The sequence below is a fragment of the Geodermatophilus sp. SYSU D00705 genome (genome assembly GCF_054050135.1).
The window spans coordinates 69,086-88,439 of sequence record NZ_JBJGYT010000004.1 but is presented as its reverse complement, the minus strand read 5'-3'; the positions used below and the strand labels follow the sequence as shown (position 1 = coordinate 88,439).

Sequence of the window (19,354 nt, the reverse complement as noted above, 5' to 3'; positions counted from 1 at the left end):
AGAATCGTTCACAGACGGCGGTGCGCAGGTGCGACCGCATACAGACCGTCCGACAGTCTAGCCGCTCCTCGGCGATCCTGTCCGAGGGCCCGGGAGTGACGTCGTCGACGCCGCCCGCGACCGGTCGCCGTCGCCTGTCCTGTCGCGGTCCGTGGGTACCCTCCGCCCGTGCTGCCGGCGCTCGACGACGCCGCGGTCGGACAGTGGTGCCGGGCCGCGGTCACGGCCCTGTCCGACTCCCGTGGTCGGCTCGACGACCTCAACGTCTTCCCCGTCCCCGACGGTGACACCGGCACCAACCTCCTGTTCACCGCGCAGGCGGCGCTGGCCGCGCTGGAGGAGGCGGGCACCGGGGAGTCCGCGTGGACGGCCCTGGCCCGCGGCGCGGTGCTCGGTGCCCGGGGCAACTCCGGGACGATCCTCGCCCAGCTGGTCCGCGGTCTCGCCGACCAGCTGGCCGGGGTGGCCCCGGCCGACGGCCCCTCGTTCGCCGCCGCGCTGCAGAAGGCGGCCGACGCCGCCTACGCCGCGGTCGCCGACCCCGAGGAGGGCACGTTCCTCACGGTGGCCCGCGCCGGTGCCGAGGCCGCGGTGGCCACGGTGGCGGCCGGACGCACCGACCTGGCCGCCGTCGTCCGGGCGGCGGCCGACGGCGCGCGGGAGGCGCTGGAGGCCACGCCGGGCCAGCTGGCCGCGCTGCGGGACGCCGGGGTGGTCGACGCCGGGGGCGCCGGCCTGTGCCTGGTCCTCGACGCGCTCGTCACCACCGTGACCGGGGTGGAGCCGGCCCGTCCGCCGCTGGTCCGCCGGAGCGCGCGGCCCCACGAGCGCCCCGCCGACCGGCCGCACCAGCCGCCGGCCGGCCCTGGCAGCGAGGTGCAGTACCTGCTGGCCGGCAGCGACGACGCGGCCGTGGCCCGGCTCCGCGACCGGCTGGCCGCGCTCGGCGACAGCCTGGTCGTGGTGGGCGTCGACACGCCCGGCGGCCGGGAGTGGAACGTGCACGTGCACACCTCCGAGGTCGGTGCCGCCATCGAGGCCGGCATCGAGGCCGGGCGCCCGTACCGGATCGCGGTGACGCCGCTGGCCCCGGTGCGGCCACCGGCGCCGGCCGCGGGCACGCGCGCGGTCGTCGCGATCGTCCCCGGGGAGGGGCTGGCCGGGCTGTTCGCCGGCGAGGGCGCGCGGGTGCTCACCGGCGGTCCGGACGGCGTGACCGAGGACGACGTCCTCGCCGAGGTCATCGCGTCGGGCGCGGCGTCCGTCGTCGTCCTGCCCAACGACCCCGACCTCACCGCGCTGGCCGCCCGCGCCGCCGACCGGGCCCGCGAGGAGGACCGCGACGTGGCCGTGGTGCCCACCCGCTCACCGGTGCAGGGGCTGGCCGCGCTGGCCGTCGCCGACCCCGGCCGGCGCTTCCACGACGACGTCATCACCATGGCCGAGGCCGCCGCGGCGACCCGATGGGCGGAGGTGACCCGCGCCGGGCAGGCGGCGCTGACCAGCGCCGGGCCGTGCCGTCCGGGCGACGTCCTCGGGTCGGCGGAAGGGGACGTCGTCCTGGTCGGCGGCGACCTCGCCGGGGTCTCCTGCGAGCTGCTGGACCGGATGCTCTCGGCCGGGGGCGAGCTGGTCACGCTCGTCGTCGGTCCCGACGCCGCCCTCGGTGACGCCGTCTGCGGGCACCTCGCCGCGGCGCACCCGATGGTGGAGGTGACCCGCTACGACGAGGGCCCCGAGGGTGTCCCGCTCCAGGTGGGGGTGGAGTGATGGCGGTCGACATGTCGACCCGGCTCGACCGCGTCCTCGGCGCCAAGACGGCCAAGGCCATGGCCGAGCAGCTCTCGCTGCACACCGTCCGCGAGCTGTTGCGGCACTACCCCCGCAGGTACGCCCGCCGCGGGGAGATGACCAAGCTCGAGGACCTCCAGGTCGGCGACCGCGTCACCGTGCTGGCCCAGGTGCGCAAGGTCTCCACCCGCAAGATGCGCAACCGGCCCGGCACGCTCACCGAGGTGACCGTCGGCGACGGCGCCAACTCGATGCAGCTGGTCTTCTTCAACCGCAAGCACGCCAACCTGCAGGAGGGCGCCTGGGGCCTGTTCGCCGGCACCGTCGGCGAGTGGCGCAACAGCAAGCAGTTCGCCCACCCCGACTGCCACCTCATGACCGGGGACGACGACGAGGACTGGGCCCGCGCCCTGATCCCGCTCTACCCGGCGACCAAGGACGTCTCGAGCTGGGTCATCCAGCGCTCGGTGAAGCTCCTGCTCAACCACTCCGGCAACCTCGCCGACCTGGTGGAGGACCCCCTCCCGGAGGAGATCCGCGCCCGGCACGGCTTGCCGAGCCTGCCCGCCGCGCTGCTCGACATCCACCGCCCGACGTCGAACGACGACGTCGAGCGCGCCGCCCACCGGCTCAAGTGGGACGAGGCGCTCACCCTCCAGCTCACCCTCGCCGCGCGCCGGAAGGCCGCCGCCCTCGAACCCGGCATCGCGCGGCCCGCGCGGCCGGGCGGCCTGCTCGACGCCGTCGACGCCGCGCTGCCGTTCGCGCTCACCGAGGGCCAGCGCGAGGTGGGGGAGGAGTTGGCGGCCGAGCTGGCCCGCGAGCAGCCGATGCACCGGCTCCTGCAGGGCGAGGTGGGCTCGGGCAAGACCGTCGTCGCGCTGCGGGCCATGGCCCAGGTGGTCGACGCCGGTGGCCAGGCCGCGCTGCTGGCACCCACCGAGGTGCTCGCCGCCCAGCACGCCCGAAGCATCCGCGCGCTGCTCGGTCCGCTGGGCCGCGCCGGGGAGCTGGACGGCGCCCTCGAGGGCACCCGGGTGGTGCTGCTCACCGGCTCGCAGAAGGCCGCCGCCCGGCGGGAGGCGCGCGCCGCGGTCGCCGACGGCAGCGCCGGCATCGTCGTCGGCACCCACGCCCTGCTGCAGGAGGGCGTCGACTTCGCCGACCTGGGGCTGGTCGTCGTCGACGAGCAGCACCGCTTCGGCGTCGAGCAGCGCGACGCGCTGCGGGCCAAGGGGAACCGCCCGCCGCACGTGCTGGTCATGACCGCCACGCCCATCCCGCGCACCGTCGCCATGACCGTCTACGGCGACCTGGAGACCTCCACGCTGCGGCAGCTGCCCAGCGGCCGCGGCGGGGTGGCCAGCTCCGTGGTGCCGGCGCGGGAGAAGCCGAGCTGGGTCGACCGCGCCTGGGAGCGGCTGCGCGAGGAGGTGGCGGCCGGGCGGCAGGCCTACGTCGTCTGCCCGCGGATCGGCGAGGACGCCGGCGCCGAGGAGGAGCCCGAGGACGCCGACGGCGCACCCGCGGACGACGGCTCCGACCGCCGTCCGCCGCTGGCCGTGCTGGACGTCGCCGAGGCCCTGCGCGCCGGGCCGCTGGCCGGGCTGCGCCTGGAGGTGCTGCACGGCCGCATGACGCCGGAGGACAAGGAGGCCCGGATGCGGGCCTTCGCCGCGGGCGACGTCGACGTCCTGGTCGCGACCACCGTCGTCGAGGTGGGCGTCGACGTGCCCAACGCCACGGTGATGGTCGTCATGGACGCCGACCGGTTCGGGGTCAGCCAGCTGCACCAGCTGCGCGGCCGGGTCGCCCGCGGCAAGCACCAGGGGCTGTGCCTGCTGGTGAGCGAGGCGTCCACGTCGTCGACCACCGGACAGCGGCTGGCCGCGGTCGCGTCCACCTCCGACGGCTTCGAGCTGGCCCGGCTGGACCTCGAGACGCGCCGCGAGGGCGACGTGCTCGGCGCCGCGCAGTCCGGCCGGCGGTCGACGATCAAGCTGCTCTCCCTGCTCGAGGACGAGGAGCTGATCGCCGAGGCCCGGGCCGAGGCCACCGCCCTGCTCGCCACCGAGCGCGGCCTGGCCGACCACCCGGGTCTGGCCATGGAGGTCGCCGCCCTCGCGACCGACGAGCGCGCCGAGTACCTCGAGAAGGCCTGAGAGGCGGGCGGGTGACGAGGATCGTCTCCGGGCTCGCCGGTGGGCGGCGGCTCAAGGTGCCGCCCTCCGGCGTCCGACCGACCGGCGACCGGGCGCGCGAGGGGCTGTTCAACAGCCTCTCGACGCTGCTGGACCTCGAGGGCGCCGCCGTCCTCGACCTCTACGCGGGCTCCGGCGCCCTGGGCCTGGAGGCGCTCAGCCGCGGGGCGGCCACCGTCGTCCTCGTCGAGTCGGGCCCGCGGGTGCTGCCGGTGCTGCGCGCCAACCTCGCCACCGTCGGCCTGCCCGGTGGGCGGGTGGTCGCCGGCTCGGTGCCCACGGTCGTGGCCGGGCCGCCGCCGGCGCGGTTCGACCTCGTCCTGGCCGACCCGCCGTACGCCACGCCGGTGGCCGAGGTCCTCGGCGTGCTGGAGTCGCTGGTCTCCGGCGGCTGGCTGGCCGAGGACGCGCTGGTCGTCGTCGAGCGGTCCAGCCGCGAGGAGCCCTGGGAGTGGCCGACACCGCTGACCGGAGTACGCGACCGCCGCTACGGCGAGGCGGTGCTCCGGTACGGTCGCTGTCCGTGAGGCGAGCGGTCTGCCCCGGTTCGTTCGACCCGGTCACCAACGGCCACGTCGACGTCATCACCCGTGCGGCGGCGCTCTACGACGAGCTCGTCGTCGCCGTCCTGGTCAACCCCGGCAAGGCCGGGCTGTTCCCCGTCGAGGAGCGCATGCAGCTGCTCCGCGACGCGGTCTCCGAGCTGTCCAACGTCACCGTCGACAGCTTCCAGGGGCTGCTGGTCGACTACTGCCGCAGCAACGACATCCCGGTCATCGTGAAGGGCCTGCGTGCGGTCAGCGACTTCGAGTACGAGTTGCAGATGGCGCAGATGAACCGCGAGCTGGCCGGCATCGAGACGCTCTTCGTGCCGACCGCCCCGCAGGTGGGCCACCTCTCCTCGAGCCTGGTCAAGCAGATCGCCACCTTCGGCGGCGACGTCTCCAGCCTCGTGCCCAAGGCGGTCCACGAGCGGCTGGTCGCGCACCGGGAGCAGAACACGTGACCGAGCTCGCGAGGTCACGCACGAACGCGGCACCGCCGGTCGCAGGTCCGCCGAGCGCCAGCGAGGAGGACCTGTGACCGAGGTGGTGTACCGGCTCTACGAGACCGTCGACGAGCTGGCCCGCGTCATCGAGAACGCGCGCAACGTCCCGATGTCCGGCGGGTCCTGCATGGTGCCCCGCGACCTCCTGCTCGACCTGCTCGACGACCTGCGGGAGAACCTGCCGGACGACGTCCACAAGGCCGGGGCGATCGTCGAGCAGCGCACCGAGATCCTGCAGCAGGCCCAGGCCGAGGCCGAGCGCCTGACCGGGCGCACCCGCAGCGAGAGCGAGCAGGTCGTCGGCGCCGCGCGGCGCCAGCGGGAGGAGATCCTGGGCACCGCCCGCCGGCAGCGTGACGAGCTGCTCGCCCGGACGCAGGCTGAGGCCGAGGACCTGCTGGCGCGGGCCGAGGAGGAGGCCGAGCGCATCGTCGAGGAGGCCCGCGGCCACCACGAGGCGGTGCTGGCCGACGCGCAGGCGCAGCACGCCGAGATCGTCGCCGCCGCGCACGCCGAGCACGAGCGGCTGGTCAGCGAGACCGAGGTCTACCGGGGTGCGGTCACCCGCGCCGACGAGCTCGGTGCGCAGACCGTCGCCGACGTCAACCGCATGCGGGCCGAGGTCGACGAGTACGTCGACACGCGGCTGGCCGACTTCGGCACCACGCTGGAGCGGATGCTCCGCTCGGTCGAGAAGGCGCGCTCCACGCTCCGCGAACCCTGAGACATGGCCCCCCTCCCCCCGCCGTCCGCACGCTCACGGCGGGCCCCTGGAGGGCGCCTGATCGGGCCGGACGGGCCCGGTCGCGCATCGGGTAGTCTGGTGCACCGGTCCGACCGCCGGAGGTCCCGCACCCCGGCCGGCCGCCATCCCCGCTGCCTACCGCGAGTACTCACATGCCTGCCGCTCACCCGCCCCGCTCAGGCGCCGCGTCCCCCGACGCCCGGCGTCCCGCCGCCAACCCCTGGCGCGTGGAGCTGCGGGAGCTCGGCCGTCGCCCGGGCTCCCTGCAGGAGCTCGCGCGCACGGTGCCCGCGCCCGCCGACTGGCGGGTCGAGCTGATCGGCGTCCCCGAGGGCGCCCCGGTCCAGCTCCGGCTGCGGCTGGAGTCGGTGATGGAGGGCGTGCTGGTCTCGGGGGAGGTCGACGTCCCCGTCGTCGGCTCCTGCGCGCGGTGCCTGGAGCCGATCGAGGACACCCTCGAGCTCGACGTCCAGGAGCTGTTCGCCTACGAGGGCAGCACCACCGAGGCGACCAGCGAGGAGGACGAGGTGCGGCGCGTCGAGGGCGAGCAGCTCGACCTCGAGCCGATGGTCCGCGACCTCGTCGTCCTCAGCCTGCCGCTGGCGCCGACCTGCACCGAGGACTGCGCGGGCCTGTGCGTCGACTGCGGGCAGCGTCTGGACGACCTGCCGGCCGACCACACCCACGAGGTGCTCGACCCGCGCTGGGCCGGGCTGGCCCAGCGCTTCGGCACCTCGCAGTCCGACCGTTCCGCTTCCGAACCGGGCACCCCCGGTACGGACAACCCAGAGGAGAACTGACCGTGGCCGTCCCGAAGCGGAAGATGTCCCGCGCCAACACCCGCATGCGTCGCTCGCAGTGGAAGGCGTCCGCTCCCACGCTGTCGCCGTGCCCGAACCGGGCCTGTGGCGAGCTCAAGCCGCCGCACCAGGCCTGCCCGAACTGCGGCCAGTACGAGGGCCGTCAGGTCCTCTCGGTCTGATCCTCGGGTAGACCAGCCGTGGCGACCCCGGCCACCGGCACCCAGCCCGCGGTGGGCGGGACCGCCGGCCGTTCTCCGGCCGGCGTCGCCCACGCCGAGCGCTCGGCCGCCTGGCTCCTCGACGCCCTGGGCGTCGAGCTGCCCGGCGGCCTGCTGGCGTTGGCGCTGACCCACCGCTCGTACGCCTACGAGCACGGCGGGCTGCCCACCAACGAGCGCCTGGAGTTCCTCGGCGACTCGGTCCTCGGGCTGGTCGTCACCGACGAGCTGTACCGCCGTCACCCCGACCTGCCCGAGGGCCGGCTGGCGAAGCTGCGTGCCTCGGTGGTCAACATGACCTCGCTGGCCGGGGTGGCGCGGCTCCTGGGCGCCGGCGGGCTGGGCCCGCACCTGCTGCTGGGCCGTGGTGAGGAGACCACCGGCGGCCGCGAGAAGGACTCGATCCTCGCCGATGCGCTGGAGGCGCTGATCGGTGCGGTGCACGTGGGGTTGGGCCTGGACGCCGCGTCGGCGATCGTGCACCGGCTGTTCGACCCGCTGCTGGACCAGGCCGCCACCCGCGGCGCCGGCCTGGACTGGAAGACCAGCCTGCAGGAGCTGGGTGCCGCGCTGGGCCTGGGCGCCCCGATCTACCTGGTCGAGGACGAGGGGCCCGACCACGCCAAGACCTTCACCGCGGCCGTCGTCCTGGCCGACACCGAGTACGGCCGCGGCGCCGGCCGCACCAAGAAGGCCGCCGAGCAGGAGGCGGCCGAGACCGCCTGGCGGACCCTCTCGGAGTCGGAGACCGCGGCGTCCACGGGCGCCGACGGGGGCTGACCGCCGTGCCCGAGCTGCCCGAGGTCGAGGTGGTCCGGCGCGGCCTGGAGCAGTGGGTCGCCGGCCGCACGGTGGCCACCGTCGAGGTGCACCACCCCCGTGCCGTCCGCCGGCACCTGGAGGGGACCGATCACTTCGTCACGGCGCTGACCGGTCGCACGTTCTCCGCCGCCCGCCGCCGCGGCAAGTACCTGTGGCTGCCGCTCGCCGAGCCCGACGGGGCGCCGTCGGACCGCGCGCTCGTCGCGCACCTGGGCATGAGCGGCCAGCTGCTGGTCGAGAAGCCCTCCGCCCCGGACGAGACGCACCTGCGGGCACGGTTCACGTTCACCGACGGTGGCCGGGAGCTGCGCTTCGTCGACCAGCGCACGTTCGGCGGGCTGGCCGTCGAGGAGGGTGGGGAGGACGGCGGGCTGCCGCCGCGCCTGGCGCACATCGCCATCGACCCGCTCGACGGCTCCTTCGACGCCGACGGTTTCAGCGCCGCCCTGCGCCGGCGGCGCACCGAGGTCAAGCGTGCACTGCTGGACCAGACGCTGATCGGCGGCGTCGGCAACATCTACGCCGACGAGGCGCTGTGGCGGGCGCGGCTGCACGGCAACCGGCCCACCGACCGGCTCACCCGAGCGCAGGTGGCCGACCTGCTCGACGGCGTCCGCGACGTGCTGGGGGAGGCCCTGGCCCAGGGCGGCACGTCGTTCGACTCCCTGTACGTCGACGTCAACGGCCAGAGCGGCTACTTCTCCCGGTTCCTCGCCGTCTACGGCCAGGCCGACCGGCCCTGTCCCCGGTGCGGGACGTCGATCGTGCGGGAGTCGTTCATGAACCGGTCGAGCTACAGCTGCCCGCGCTGCCAGCCCCGCCCGAGAGCCCGCCGGTCATGACCCGCCGCGTGGTCGCCCTCGTGTCCGGCGACGTGCAGGGCGTGGGCTACCGCTGGTTCGTCCGGAACCGCGCCGCGGACGCGGGCCTGGCCGGATCGGCGACCAACCTCGCCGACGGCCGCGTCGAGGTCGTGCTCGAGGGTGAGGACGCCGCGGTGGCCGCCGTCCTGGCCGAGCTCGACGGCGCGGGCGCCCCCGGGCACGTCACGCGGGTCGACGTCCGGGACGACGAGGCACAGGGGGGAACCGGGTTCACCACGGCGTGACGAACGCGACACCCGCCCGACACGGTGGGTGTGCAGGGTGGCCGTTGACCTCTGTGACCTGGCCTGTCACCCTGGGAACACACGGACCGCGCCGACCGTCGAACGGGGCGCAGGTCACACACTCACGCAGTCGAAAGGCCGCATTCGCCATGGCCAAGGCCCTGTTCGGTCACGTCGTCACCACCGCGGAGCTCCGAGTAGTCGAGGAGAACGCCGTCCTCCGGGCGAAGGTGCGCCGACTGGAGCAGGAACTGAAGGAACTGCGCGCCCAGCGGGACGCCGCCATCGCCCACGAGCTGCTGAGCATCGCCGGCGACCACGCCGAGCCCGCGCTCGCCTGAACTCCACCGTCCCACCGGCACCACCCGCACCGCCTGCGCCACGCGTCCCCGGCGTGGGCGCACCGCCGGGCTAGAGTTCTCTCCCCGTGCACCTGTCGAGCCTGACGCTCAAGGGCTTCAAGTCCTTCGCGTCCGCGACGACCCTGCGCCTCGAGCCGGGGATCACCGCCGTCGTGGGTCCCAACGGCTCCGGGAAGTCCAACGTCGTCGACGCCCTCGCCTGGGTCATGGGCGAGCAGGGGGCCAAGAGCCTGCGCGGCGGCAAGATGGAGGACGTCATCTTCGCCGGCACCGCCGGCCGCCCGGCGCTCGGCCGGGCCGAGGTCACCCTCACCATCGACAACGCCGACGGCGCGCTCCCGATCGAGTACACCGAGGTCTCGATCACCCGCCGCATGTACCGCTCCGGTGAGAGCGAGTACGAGATCAACGGCGACAAGGTCCGCCTGCTCGACGTCCAGGAGCTGCTCAGCGACTCCGGCATCGGCCGCGAGATGCACGTCATCGTCGGTCAGGGCCAGCTGGACGCCGTCCTCTCCGGGCGTCCCGAGGACCGCCGCGCCTTCGTCGAGGAGGCCGCCGGCGTCCTCAAGCACCGCAAGCGCAAGGAGAAGGCGCTCCGCAAGCTCGAGGCGATGCAGGCCAACCTGGACCGTCTCGGCGACCTCACCGCCGAGCTGCGCCGCCAGCTCAAGCCGCTGGGCCGGCAGGCCGAGGTCGCCCGCCGCGCCGCCGGCGTCCAGGCCGACCTGCGCGACGCCCGCCTCCGGCTGCTCGCCGACGACCTGGTCCAGCTCCGCGACGCCCTGGAGAAGGACGTCGCCGACGAGACCGCCGCCCGGCAGCGCCGCACCTCCGTCGAGGCCGACCTCGCGCGCACCTCGACCCGCGAGTCGGGGCTGGAGGCCGAGCTCGCCGCCAACGCGCCGCTGCTGGGCGGCGCGCAGGACACCTGGTACCGGCTGTCGGCGCTCACCGAGCGGTTCCGCGGCGTGGCCCAGCTGGCCGCCGAGCGGCACCGGCACCTCTCCGCCGCCCCGCCCGCCGCAGCCGGCGGGCGCGACCCGGACCAGCTGGACGCCGAGGCCGAGCGGGTCGCGGCCACCGAGGCCGAGCTCGCCGCCGGGCTGGAGGCCGAGCGCGGACGGCTGGCGGCCGCCGTCGCCGCGCGCGGGGACCTCGAGGCCGAGCTGGCCGCGGCCGAGAAGGCCTGGGTCGCCGCCGCCCGGGCGCTGGCCGACCGCCGGGAGGGGCTCGCCCGGCTGTCCGGCCAGGTCGCCGCCGCCCGCTCCCGGGTGTCGGCCGGGGAGTCGGAGATCGAGCGGCTCGCGCTGGCGGCGGGGGAGGCCGCCGACCGCGCCGAGGTCGCCGCCGAGCGGCTGGCCGAGCGCCGCGAGGAGGTCTCCGGCCAGGAGGACACCGACGTCGCCCTGGTCACCGCGCACCAGGACGCCGTCGCCGCGCACACCGCGGCGGCGGCCGTCGTCACCGAACTGGCCGCCGCAGAGCGCGCCGCCGAGCGCGACCGCGCCTCCTGGCAGGCCCGCCGCGACGCCCTGGCCCTCGGCCTGGCGCCGGCCGACGGCACCGCCGCCGCGCTGGCCGCCGGTCTGCCCGGCGTCCTCGGGCCGGTGGCCGAGCGGATCACCGTCGAGGCCGGCGCGGAGGTGCCACTGGCCGCCGCGCTCGCCGGCCTGGCCGACGCGCTCGTCGTCGACGGCGTCGCCGGCGCCGCGGGCGTGCTGGCCCACCTCCGGGACGTCGACGGCGGACGCGCGGGACTGCTGGTCACCGGCGGCCTGCCGCCCCTGCCCCGTGAGGGCTGGCCGGAGCTGCCGGACGGTGCCCGGTGGGCGCTGGACCTGGTGGCCGCCCCCGACGAGCTGCGCCCCGCGCTCGCCCGCACGCTGGACCGGGTCGCCGTCGTGCACGGCCTCGACGACGCCGTCGCACTCGTGCGCACCCACCCGCGGGTGCGGGCGGTCACCGCGGACGGCGACGTGGTGGGGGCCGACTGGTCGGTCGGCGGGTCGGCCAACGCGCCCTCCGGCCTCGAGGTGCGGGCCCGGGTCGACGAGGCCGGCCGCGAGCTCACCGCCGCCGCGGCGCGGGCCGCCGAGCTCGCCGACCGGCTGACCGCCGCCCGCTCGACCGCGCGGGACCGCTCCGCCGACGTGGACGCCGCCCTCGCCGCCCGCCAGGCCGCCGACCGCACCCGCTCCGCGGCCGCCGCCCAGCTGGCCGAGCTGGGCGCCGCCGCCCGCTCCGCCGCCGCCGAGGCCGAGCGCTCCGCCGCCGCCCGCGTGCGTGCCGAGCAGGCCCTCGAGCAGGCGCAGACCGCCCTGGCCGGGCTGGAGGAGCGGCTGGCGGAGGCCGAGGCCGCACCGGTGGAGGAGGAGCCCGACCCCGCCGTCCGTGACCGGCTGCGGCTGGAGACCGCCGCCGCCCGCCAGGCCGAGACCGAGGCCCGGCTGGCCGTGCGCACAGCGGAGGAGCGGGCGAGGGCGCTGTCCGGCCGGGCCGACTCGCTGCGCCGGCAGGCCCGCCAGGAACGCGCCGCACGGGAGCGGGCGGCCGCCGCCCGGGTCGCCCGGGAGCGGGGCGCGCAGGTCGCCGCGCGGGTGCGGGCCGGCGCGGAGGCGGCGCTGGCCGCCCTGGCCGAGTCGCTGACCCGCGCCGCCACCGAGCGCGACGAGCTGGCCCGCGTGCGCACGGCGCGGGAGGCCGAGCTGCTGGAGGTGCGGGCGGCGGTCCGTGCGGCCACCGCCGAGCTGGAGCGGCTGACCGACGAGGTGCACCGCGACGAGGTGGCCCGCACGGAGCAGCGGTACCGGATCGAGGCGCTGGAGGCTCGCGCCGCCGAGGAGTACGGCGTCGACCTCCCGACGCTCCTGGCCGAGTACGGGCCGGCCGCGCCCGTGCCCCCGACCCCCGCCCGGGTCGCCGCGGCCCGGGCGGCGGGGGAGCCCGAACCCGAGCCGGAGCCCTACGACCGCGCCGCGCAGGAGCGGCGGGCCGCCAAGGCCGAGCGCGACCTCGCCACCCTCGGCAAGGTCAACCCGCTGGCCCTGGAGGAGTTCGCGGCCCTGGAGGAGCGGCACTCCTTCCTCGCCACCCAGCTCGAGGACCTCAAGGCCACCCGGCGCGACCTGCTCACCGTCGTCCGTGAGGTCGACGAGCGCATCCACACCGTGTTCTCCTCGGCCTTCGCCGACGTGCAGCGGGAGTTCGAGCAGGTCTTCGCCACGCTGTTCCCCGGCGGCGCGGGCCGGCTGACCCTGACCGACCCCGACGACATGCTCACCACCGGCGTCGAGGTCGAGGCCCGCCCGCCGGGCAAGAAGGTCAAGCGGCTGTCGCTGCTGTCCGGCGGCGAGCGCTCGCTGACGGCGGTGGCGCTGCTGGTCGCGATCTTCCGGGCCCGGCCCTCGCCGTTCTACGTGCTCGACGAGGTCGAGGCGGCGCTGGACGACGTCAACCTCGGCCGGTTGCTGACCCTGGTCGAGCAGCTGCGGTCGACATCGCAGCTGATCATCATCACCCACCAGAAGCGGACGATGGAGATCGCTGACGCCCTGTACGGGGTGAGCATGCGCGGCGACGGCATCACCGGCGTCATCAGCCAGCGCCTGCGCGAGGCCGAACCCGCCTAGCGGCCCCCTGCAGGGGCCCACCGCGAGCTCGCGAGTGGTGGGGGGCAGGGGGTCCTTCTAGACGCCGGAGGGGACCTCGAGGTCGACGACGACCGGCAGGTGGTCCGAGGCGCCGTCCCCGACGAGCACGCGGGCCCCGGCGACGGCGGTCCCCGGCGTCACCCACACGTGGTCGATCCGGCGGTGCGGGTGCCGCGCGGGGTGGGTCAGGCCCTCGTCGTGCTGCCAGAACCGCCACCCGGCCTGGTCGTCGCGGTCGCGGGCCAGCTCCCAGGCGTCGGTGAACCGCTCGCGCAGCGCGGCCAGCTCCGGCTCGTCCGGTGTGGCGTTGAAGTCGCCGGCGAGGACGCCGGCCGCCATCGGCTCGGTGTGCAGGGAGGCCAGCCGGGCGGCCTGCGCGGCCCGCTCGCCGGCCGAGCGCGTGGAGAGGTGCGTCGTGGTCACCCAGAGGGTGCCGCCGTCCAGCTCCACCATGGTCCGCAGCGCACTGCGCGGCTCCCCGGTCGCCGGCAGCGGGTGGACGTCGCTGACCAGGATCGGCAGCCGCGACAGCAGGGCGTTGCCGTACTGGCGGCGCTCGCGCCCGTGGCGGCCGGGCTCGTCGATCGCCGGACCCCAGGCCAGCTGCATGTCCAGGGCCCGGGAGAGGAGCAGCGCCTGGTCGACGTCCTCGCTGCGGTCGCCGAAGTGCCGGTCGACCTCCTGCAGGCAGATCACGTCGGCGTCCGCGGCGGCCAGCACCTTCGCCAGCCGCGGCAGGTCATGGCGGCCGTCGTCGCCGACCCCGTGGTGGGTGTTGAAGGTGACCAGCCGGACGGGGATGGGCGGCTGGTCGGGGCCCGGTGCGGGCTTCGCCCCGGTCGCGTCGGTCACCGCCTCAGCCTGTCACCTCCGCGGCCACGGGGTCGGACAGCGGCAGGTCGGCGACCTGGCGCAGGGAGTCCCCGCCGTCCGGCCGGCGCTCGCAGACGAACAGCCGGAAGCGCGCCTCGCGGCCGTCGAGCACCAGCTCACCGAGCTGGTTGCCGAAGAAGGGTCCGGCGATCTTCGCCCAGCGCAGCTCCGAGGGCCGCACGCGGGCCAGCCGCGCCATGCCGGTGGTCAGCCGCCGTGCCCAGCGGCTCCAGCCGATGCGGAAACCGACCTTGATTGGGTGCGGCGCCTGGTTGTGCAGCGGGGAGACGGTCAGCTGGTGCACCCGGGTGGTCAGCCCGCCGGGGGAGACGAGCTCCGCGGCGTAGGCGTGGTGGACGTCGCCGGAGAGCACCAGCGCGGTCACCGGCGCCCGGCCGTGCTCCCCGCGGGCCACCGCGACCAGCGCCCGGCCCAGCCGCTCGAAGGAGTCCCCGAACGCCGCCCAGTGCTCCAGGTCGGCAGCCTGCCGCAGCTGCTCCGACAGCCATCCGACGGGCCCGCCGAGGTGCCGGCCGTTGAGCGTCTCGTTCCACCGCTCGAGCTCGTGGATGGCGTGCGGCAGCAGCCACGGCAGCGACGTCCCGAGGACCAGGTGCTCGACCCCCTCGTCGACCGCGCGGCGCAGCGCCGCCTCCACCCAGGCGAACTCCTCGTCGTCGACCATCCGCCGCTGGTGCTCGTCGAGCACCCGCCCGGCCCGGCTGTCGACCATGACCATGCGGGCCTCGCCCCAGTGCCGCACGAAGCTCCAGCGGACCGACCGGGGCTCGGTGTCGGCGGCGTCGGCCATGGCCCGCAGGACCGGCTCGGCGTCGCCCGGGTACTCGTTCACCGCCTGCCACGTCGCGTTCTCCGCCAGCTCCTGCGGGCTGAGGTTGCCCAGGTGCTGGTACACCCAGTAGCTGACCAGCCCGCCGCTGATCCGGTGCTCCCACCACTCCTTGCCGGTCACCCTGCGCCGCCAGGCGGCCGAGCTGTTCCAGTCGTCGATCATCTCGTGGTCGTCGAAGATCATCGAGGACGGGATCGTCGACAGCAGCCAGCGCACCTGCGGGTCGCTCCAGGACTCCGCGTAGAGGCGGGTGTACTCCTCGAAGTCCGCGACCTGGCTGCCGGCCGGCGCGTGCTCGCCCCGGCGCAGCGACAGCCACCGGCGGGTCGCTCCCGTCAGCTCGTCGGCGTACACCTGGTCACCGAGCAGGACCAGCGCGTCGGGCCACTCGCCCTCCGGGAGCTGGGCGAGGCGGGCGGCGTAGGTGTCCAGCGCGTCCGGCGGGATGCCCTCGTCGACGTCGACCGTGCTGTGCGTGGCGTAGCGGCAGGACCCGAAGGCGATGCGGAAGGGCCCCGGTCGGCCCGGCGTCCGGATGCGGCTCGGCGGGAAGGTCGAGGCGGCCTCCGGCCACACCCGGTCGCCGTCGAGGCGGACGTCGTAGGGCGTGGTGCTGCCCGGTTCCAGGCCCTCGACGAGGACGAGCGCGAAGTGGTGCCCCCCGACGGTGAAGGTGTCGGCGCTGCGACCGAGCACCGTCACCTGGCACGGCCGGTCGGTCTCGACCCACACGGTGGCCGAGACGGGGTCGACGTGCCGCAGCAGCGGTCCGAGCAGGATGACCGGGGACTCCCGGCCGGGCAGCGGCATGCCGACCAGCCTGGCCCACGGACCTGGATTCCGCCCAGACCTGGCCGTACGTGGGCTGGGAGACTGACCCCATGGAGTTCGTGCTGATCGCGGTCGCGATCCTCGTCGTCGCGCTGGTCCTCGGGGTCAGCCTGCTCGTCGGCCGCGGCCGCCGCACCACCCGCCTGGACGAGGACGCCGCCCTCGGCACGACCCTCACCAGGCCGCGGCCCCCCGCACCGGCCGAGGCCGCCCCGCCCACCGAGCAGGCGCAGCCCGACACCGTGCAGCCCGAGGCGCCGCCGGTCCCGGAGGCGCCGCTGCCCCCAGCGGAGCCGGAGCCGGGCCTGGTCTTCGAGACCCCGCCCCCCTCGGCGGGCCGGCTGGTGCGGCTGCGCTCCCGGCTGGCCCGGTCGCAGTCCTCCCTGGGCCGCGGCCTGCTCACCGTGCTGGCCCGCGAGCGGCTCACCGAGGACGACTGGGAGGAGGTCGAGGAGACCCTCCTGGCTGCTGACGTCGGCATCGCGGCCACCACGCAGATCGTCGAGCGGCTGCGCACGCAGTCGCTGGTGCTGGCCACCGCCTCGGGCCCGGAGCTGCGCCGGCTGCTGGTCCGGGAGCTCACCGCCGTGCTGGGGCCCGACCTCGACCGCGCGCTGGCCGTCGACCGCCACGACGGCCGGCCGGGTGTGGTGCTGGTGGTCGGCGTCAACGGCGCCGGCAAGACGACGACGGTCGGCAAGATCGCCCGCGTGCTCGTCGGGGACGGCAAGAGCGTCGTGCTGGGCGCCGCCGACACGTTCCGCGCCGCCGCCGCCGACCAGCTGGAGACGTGGGGCGAGCGGGTCGGCGTCCTCACCGTGCGCGGGCGCGAGGGGGCCGACCCGGCGTCGGTCGGCTACGAGGCGGTGCGCACCGGTGTGGAGGCCGAGGTGGACACCGTCGTCGTCGACACCGCCGGCCGGCTGCACACCAAGGGCGGCCTGATGGACGAGCTCGGCAAGATCAAGCGGGTCGTGGAGAAGGTCTCGCCGGTCACCGAGGTGCTGCTGGTGCTCGACGCGACGACCGGCCAGAACGGCGTCGTCCAGGCGCGGGTGTTCACCGAGGCCGTCGACGTCACCGGCGTCGTCCTGACCAAGCTCGACGGCACCGCCAAGGGCGGGATCGTCGTCTCGGTGCAGCGGGAGCTCGGCATCCCGGTGAAGCTGGTCGGGCTGGGGGAGGGCGCCGACGACCTCGCGCCGTTCGAGCCGGAGGCGTTCGCCGAGGCGCTCGTGGGTGGCGCCGACTAGGGCACGTTGGCCGGGTCGAACCCGTAGGGCAGCTCCAGCCGGTGCCGGGCCAGCATCCCGGTGTCGGCCAGCAGCTCGCGGGTCGGCCCGTCGGCGACCACGACCCCGCCGTCCAGGACCACCGACCGCGGGCACAGCTGCAGGGCGTAGGGCAGGTCGTGGGTCACCATCAGCATGGTCACCGGCAGGCTCGTGAGCACCTCGGCCAGCTCCCGGCGTCCGGCCGGGTCGAGGTTGGACGACGGTTCGTCGAGCACCAGGATCTCCGGGTGCATCGACAGGACGGTGGCCACCGCGACCCGCCGGCGCTGCCCGAAGGACAGGTGGTGCGGCGGGCGGTCGGCGGACCCGGCCATGCCCACCTGGTCCAGCGCGGCGGCGACGCGGGCGGCCACCTCGGTCTCGGGCAGGCCGAGGTTGCGCGGGCCGAAGGCGACGTCCTCGCCGACGGTGGGCATGAACAGCTGGTCGTCGGGGTCCTGGAAGACGATGCCGACCCGCCGCCGGACCTCCTGCAGATGGCGCTGGTCGACCGGCAGCCCGGCCACGGCGACCGATCCCCGGCCGCCGCGCAGGATGCCGTTGAGGTGCAGCACCAGGGTGGTCTTGCCCGCGCCGTTGGGCCCGAGCAGCGCCACCCGCTCGCCCGCCTCGATCCGCAGGTCGACGCCGAACAGGGCCTGGTGACCGTCGGGGTAGGCGAAGGCGAGGTCCTCGACGCGGAGGGAGGGCTCCGGGGGCGAGGAGCCCAGCGGGGAGGGTGCGGCGGTGTTCACCCGAGGAGGAGACCAGATGCGAGGACGGCGCCCGCGGCCAGCGGCAGGGCGAGGGCGGACAGCCACGCCTGCGCGGGCACCGCGGCGACCGGGCCGCTGGGCATCCGCCCGGTGTAGCCGCGCGACAGCATCGCCAGGTGCACCCGCTCGCCGCGCTCGTAGGAGCGGATGAACAGCGAGCCGGCCGCGGGGCCGAGCACCCGCAGCGCGCCCACGTGGCGGCCGCGGAACCCGCGGGACTCCCGGGCCACCCGCATGCGGCGCAGCTCGCCGCCGACGACGTCGGCGTAGCGGAACATGAACATCAGGATCTGCACGAGCACCGAGGGCAGCCGCAGCCGCTCCAGGCCGCGCACCAGCGCCCGGGGCTCGGTGGTGGCCGCCAGCACGGTGGCGGCGAGCACCGAGAGGGTCGCCTTGGCCAGCAGCCCGCCCGCGGCGGTCAGCCCGCTCTCCGACAGCGAGAGCCCGAGGACGTCGACCCGGGGCCCGCGCGCGACCAGCGGCAGCAGCAGGGCGAACAGCACGAAGGGCACCTCGACGACCAGGCCCCGGGCCAGCCGCCGCGGGCCGATGCCGGCGAGCCCGGCGGCGCCGAGCACGAGGGCGAGGTACCCGGCGTAGGCGGCCCAGGCCCACGGCGCGTGCACCGGGGTGGCCACCACGACCAGGGCGAACCCGAGGACGGCGACGAGCTTCAGGTGCGGCTCCAGCCGGTGCACCGGGCTCGCGCCGGCGAGGTAGGCGGAGCCGAGGGCCCCGCCGTGCCCGGCACCCACGTCAGTCGCCGGTGCCGGCGGGCTCCCGGCCGCGCCGGCGGACCAGCACGGTGACGCCGCCGGCGAGGACCAGGGTGACCGCGACCCCGACGACGCCCGCGAGACCACCGGAGAGCCGGCTGTCGTCGACCCCGGCGACGGCGTAGTCGGCCAGCGGGGAGTCGGCCGTGGCGCTGTCGCGCGCGGTGTCGAGGAAGCCCTCCTGCTCGGCCGACCACTCCAGCCCGTCGGGGTGGGAGCTCGCGTAGTAGCTGCCGACCCCGGCGATGAGCAGGGTCACCACCAGCCCGAGGAGGAGGAGGCCGGTGGTCCGGCGGGAGACGGTCATCGGGGGCCTCCCGTGGTCGTCGTCGGACGCGGGGCCAGCTGCGCGACCGTGCGCAGGCAGCGCGCCCCCCAGACGAGGTCGGGCCGGACGGTGAGGACCGCACCGAGGACGGCGACGCTGATCGCCGCCTCGCCCAGGCCGATGAGCAGGTGGATGCCGCCCATCGTGGCGGCCACGGTGCCGATCGGGACGTCGGCGACGCCGCCCACGGCGAACAGGGCGACGAAGGCCAGCGCGGCCGCGGGCACCGACAGGAAGGCGCCCACGCCGGCCGCCGTCAGCACGCCGGTGCGGGTGCGCGGCAGCACGGCCGACAGCAGCCGGAAGGCGCCGTAGCCCACGCCGACGGCGACCAGGCCCATGAGCGTGACGTTCGTGCCCAGCGCGGTGAGCCCGCCGTCGGCGAACAGCACCGCCTGCACCAGGAGGACGACGGTCATGCACAGCACCGCCGTCCACGGCCCGACCAGGACGGCGGTGAGCGCGCCGCCGATCAGGTGACCGCTGGTGCCGGCGCCGACGGGGAAGTTCATCATCTGGACGGCGAAGACGAAGGCGGCGGTGAGGCCGGCCAGGGGAGCGGTGCGCTCGTCGAGCTCGCGGCGCGCGCCGCGCAGGGCCACCGCGACCGTGCCGGCGGCCACGACCCCGGTGGCCACGGACGTCGAGGCGTCCAGGAACCCGTCGGGGACGTGCACGCTGCCTCCTGGGGATCAGTCGTCGGTGGGGGCGCGACCTGCGCCGCCGCGACCTTATTGCACCCCCTTCGCAATTGCACACGGGTCGCAACAAGCGCGGTGCGGCCGCGCCGGGGGGGTCCGCAACACGGCTGGAACACGAGGGCCGGACACGCGGGCCGGAGTTCACCGTCCGGAAACAGCGACGCGTCGCCCCCGGAAACAGGCGCGCG

At 75.9% G+C, this 19,354-nt stretch carries 19 protein-coding genes; 13 read left to right on the top strand and 6 right to left on the bottom strand.

Annotated elements, in window-relative coordinates:
* Positions 1-168: 168 nt before the first annotated feature.
* The 12 genes from ACI78Q_RS04655 to smc all read left to right on the top strand — a co-directional run bounded on the left by ACI78Q_RS04655 (position 169) and on the right by smc (position 12,730).
* Positions 169-1,770 (top strand): DAK2 domain-containing protein, encoded by a 1,602-nt coding sequence (locus tag ACI78Q_RS04655; RefSeq protein ID WP_456922152.1) that lies wholly within the window; start codon positions 169-171, stop codon positions 1,768-1,770.
* Positions 1,770-3,953, top strand: a complete 2,184-nt coding sequence (gene recG, locus ACI78Q_RS04650) for an ATP-dependent DNA helicase RecG (protein ID WP_456922151.1) — start codon at positions 1,770-1,772, stop codon at positions 3,951-3,953. The genes ACI78Q_RS04655 and recG overlap by 1 nt, the downstream gene beginning before the upstream one ends.
* 11 nt (positions 3,954-3,964) lie before the next feature.
* Positions 3,965-4,519, top strand: a complete 555-nt coding sequence (gene rsmD, locus ACI78Q_RS04645; protein ID WP_456922150.1) for a 16S rRNA (guanine(966)-N(2))-methyltransferase RsmD — start codon at positions 3,965-3,967, stop codon at positions 4,517-4,519.
* Positions 4,516-4,998: a pantetheine-phosphate adenylyltransferase gene (coaD, locus tag ACI78Q_RS04640; RefSeq protein ID WP_456922149.1), complete on the top strand. Its 483-nt coding sequence runs from the start codon at positions 4,516-4,518 to the stop codon at positions 4,996-4,998. Before rsmD ends, coaD begins: the two co-directional genes overlap by 4 nt.
* Positions 4,999-5,071: 73 nt before the next feature.
* Positions 5,072-5,764, top strand: a complete 693-nt coding sequence (locus ACI78Q_RS04635) for a hypothetical protein (RefSeq protein WP_456922148.1) — start codon at positions 5,072-5,074, stop codon at positions 5,762-5,764.
* Between the two features lie 173 nt (positions 5,765-5,937).
* Positions 5,938-6,585, top strand: coding sequence for a YceD family protein (locus ACI78Q_RS04630; RefSeq protein ID WP_456922147.1), 648 nt, complete (start codon positions 5,938-5,940; stop codon positions 6,583-6,585).
* A gap of 2 nt (positions 6,586-6,587) precedes the next feature.
* A complete protein-coding gene (gene rpmF, locus ACI78Q_RS04625) occupies positions 6,588-6,767 on the top strand; it encodes a 50S ribosomal protein L32 (RefSeq protein ID WP_456922146.1) in 180 nt (59 codons plus the stop codon).
* 18 nt (positions 6,768-6,785) lie between these two features.
* Positions 6,786-7,586 carry a ribonuclease III gene (rnc, locus tag ACI78Q_RS04620; RefSeq protein ID WP_456922145.1) on the top strand — a complete coding sequence of 267 codons (801 nt, stop codon included), beginning with the start codon at positions 6,786-6,788 and terminating at the stop codon, positions 7,584-7,586.
* 5 nt (positions 7,587-7,591) lie between these two features.
* On the top strand, positions 7,592-8,470 hold the full coding sequence (mutM, locus tag ACI78Q_RS04615; protein WP_456922144.1) for a bifunctional DNA-formamidopyrimidine glycosylase/DNA-(apurinic or apyrimidinic site) lyase: 879 nt from the start codon (positions 7,592-7,594) through the stop codon (positions 8,468-8,470).
* On the top strand, positions 8,467-8,736 hold the full coding sequence (locus ACI78Q_RS04610; RefSeq protein ID WP_456922143.1) for an acylphosphatase: 270 nt from the start codon (positions 8,467-8,469) through the stop codon (positions 8,734-8,736). Before mutM ends, ACI78Q_RS04610 begins: the two co-directional genes overlap by 4 nt.
* 149 nt (positions 8,737-8,885) lie before the next feature.
* Positions 8,886-9,077, top strand: coding sequence for a hypothetical protein (locus ACI78Q_RS04605; protein ID WP_456922142.1), 192 nt, complete (start codon positions 8,886-8,888; stop codon positions 9,075-9,077).
* Positions 9,078-9,163: 86 nt separating this feature from the next.
* Positions 9,164-12,730 (top strand): chromosome segregation protein SMC, encoded by a 3,567-nt coding sequence (gene smc / locus ACI78Q_RS04600; RefSeq protein ID WP_456922141.1) that lies wholly within the window; start codon positions 9,164-9,166, stop codon positions 12,728-12,730.
* Between the two features lie 57 nt (positions 12,731-12,787).
* Here smc and ACI78Q_RS04595 read toward each other — a convergent pair whose 3' ends face one another.
* Complete coding sequence (locus ACI78Q_RS04595; RefSeq protein WP_456922140.1) at positions 12,788-13,603, bottom strand: endonuclease/exonuclease/phosphatase family protein; 816 nt, start codon at positions 13,601-13,603, stop codon at positions 12,788-12,790.
* A gap of 4 nt (positions 13,604-13,607) precedes the next feature.
* Positions 13,608-15,287 (bottom strand): alkaline phosphatase D family protein, encoded by a 1,680-nt coding sequence (locus ACI78Q_RS04590; protein WP_456922139.1) that lies wholly within the window; start codon positions 15,285-15,287, stop codon positions 13,608-13,610.
* A gap of 71 nt (positions 15,288-15,358) precedes the next feature.
* On the opposite strand from ACI78Q_RS04590, the gene ftsY reads away from it, so the two are divergent.
* Positions 15,359-16,561, top strand: coding sequence for a signal recognition particle-docking protein FtsY (ftsY, locus tag ACI78Q_RS04585; protein WP_456922138.1), 1,203 nt, complete (start codon positions 15,359-15,361; stop codon positions 16,559-16,561).
* Here ftsY and ACI78Q_RS04580 read toward each other — a convergent pair.
* Genes ACI78Q_RS04580 through ACI78Q_RS04565 form a run of 4 tightly spaced genes read right to left on the bottom strand, consistent with a single transcriptional unit; the run spans position 16,558 to position 19,142 of the window.
* Entirely contained in the window at positions 16,558-17,337 is a 780-nt protein-coding gene (locus tag ACI78Q_RS04580; RefSeq protein ID WP_456922137.1) for an energy-coupling factor ABC transporter ATP-binding protein, read from the bottom strand. The genes ftsY and ACI78Q_RS04580 overlap by 4 nt on opposite strands.
* Positions 17,334-18,116: a cobalt ECF transporter T component CbiQ gene (gene cbiQ, locus ACI78Q_RS04575; protein ID WP_456922136.1), complete on the bottom strand. Its 783-nt coding sequence runs from the start codon at positions 18,114-18,116 to the stop codon at positions 17,334-17,336. Before cbiQ ends, ACI78Q_RS04580 begins: the two co-directional genes overlap by 4 nt.
* Before the next feature lies 1 nt (position 18,117).
* Positions 18,118-18,444, bottom strand: a complete 327-nt coding sequence (locus tag ACI78Q_RS04570) for a PDGLE domain-containing protein (RefSeq protein ID WP_456922135.1) — start codon at positions 18,442-18,444, stop codon at positions 18,118-18,120.
* Entirely contained in the window at positions 18,441-19,142 is a 702-nt protein-coding gene (locus ACI78Q_RS04565; protein WP_456922134.1) for an energy-coupling factor ABC transporter permease, read from the bottom strand. Before ACI78Q_RS04565 ends, ACI78Q_RS04570 begins: the two co-directional genes overlap by 4 nt.
* Between the last annotated feature and the right edge of the window lie 212 nt (positions 19,143-19,354).

Coding starts and splice junctions, on each gene's coding strand:
- recG (WP_456922151.1), top strand. CDS start 1,770: ATGGCGGTCGACATGTCGACCCGGCTCGACCGCGTCCTCGGCGCCAAG.
- ACI78Q_RS04570 (WP_456922135.1), bottom strand. CDS start 18,444: ATGACCGTCTCCCGCCGGACCACCGGCCTCCTCCTCCTCGGGCTGGTG.
- ftsY (WP_456922138.1), top strand. CDS start 15,359: ATGGAGTTCGTGCTGATCGCGGTCGCGATCCTCGTCGTCGCGCTGGTC.
- ACI78Q_RS04610 (WP_456922143.1), top strand. CDS start 8,467: ATGACCCGCCGCGTGGTCGCCCTCGTGTCCGGCGACGTGCAGGGCGTG.
- ACI78Q_RS04590 (WP_456922139.1), bottom strand. CDS start 15,287: ATGCCGCTGCCCGGCCGGGAGTCCCCGGTCATCCTGCTCGGACCGCTG.
- ACI78Q_RS04605 (WP_456922142.1), top strand. CDS start 8,886: ATGGCCAAGGCCCTGTTCGGTCACGTCGTCACCACCGCGGAGCTCCGA.
- ACI78Q_RS04630 (WP_456922147.1), top strand. CDS start 5,938: ATGCCTGCCGCTCACCCGCCCCGCTCAGGCGCCGCGTCCCCCGACGCC.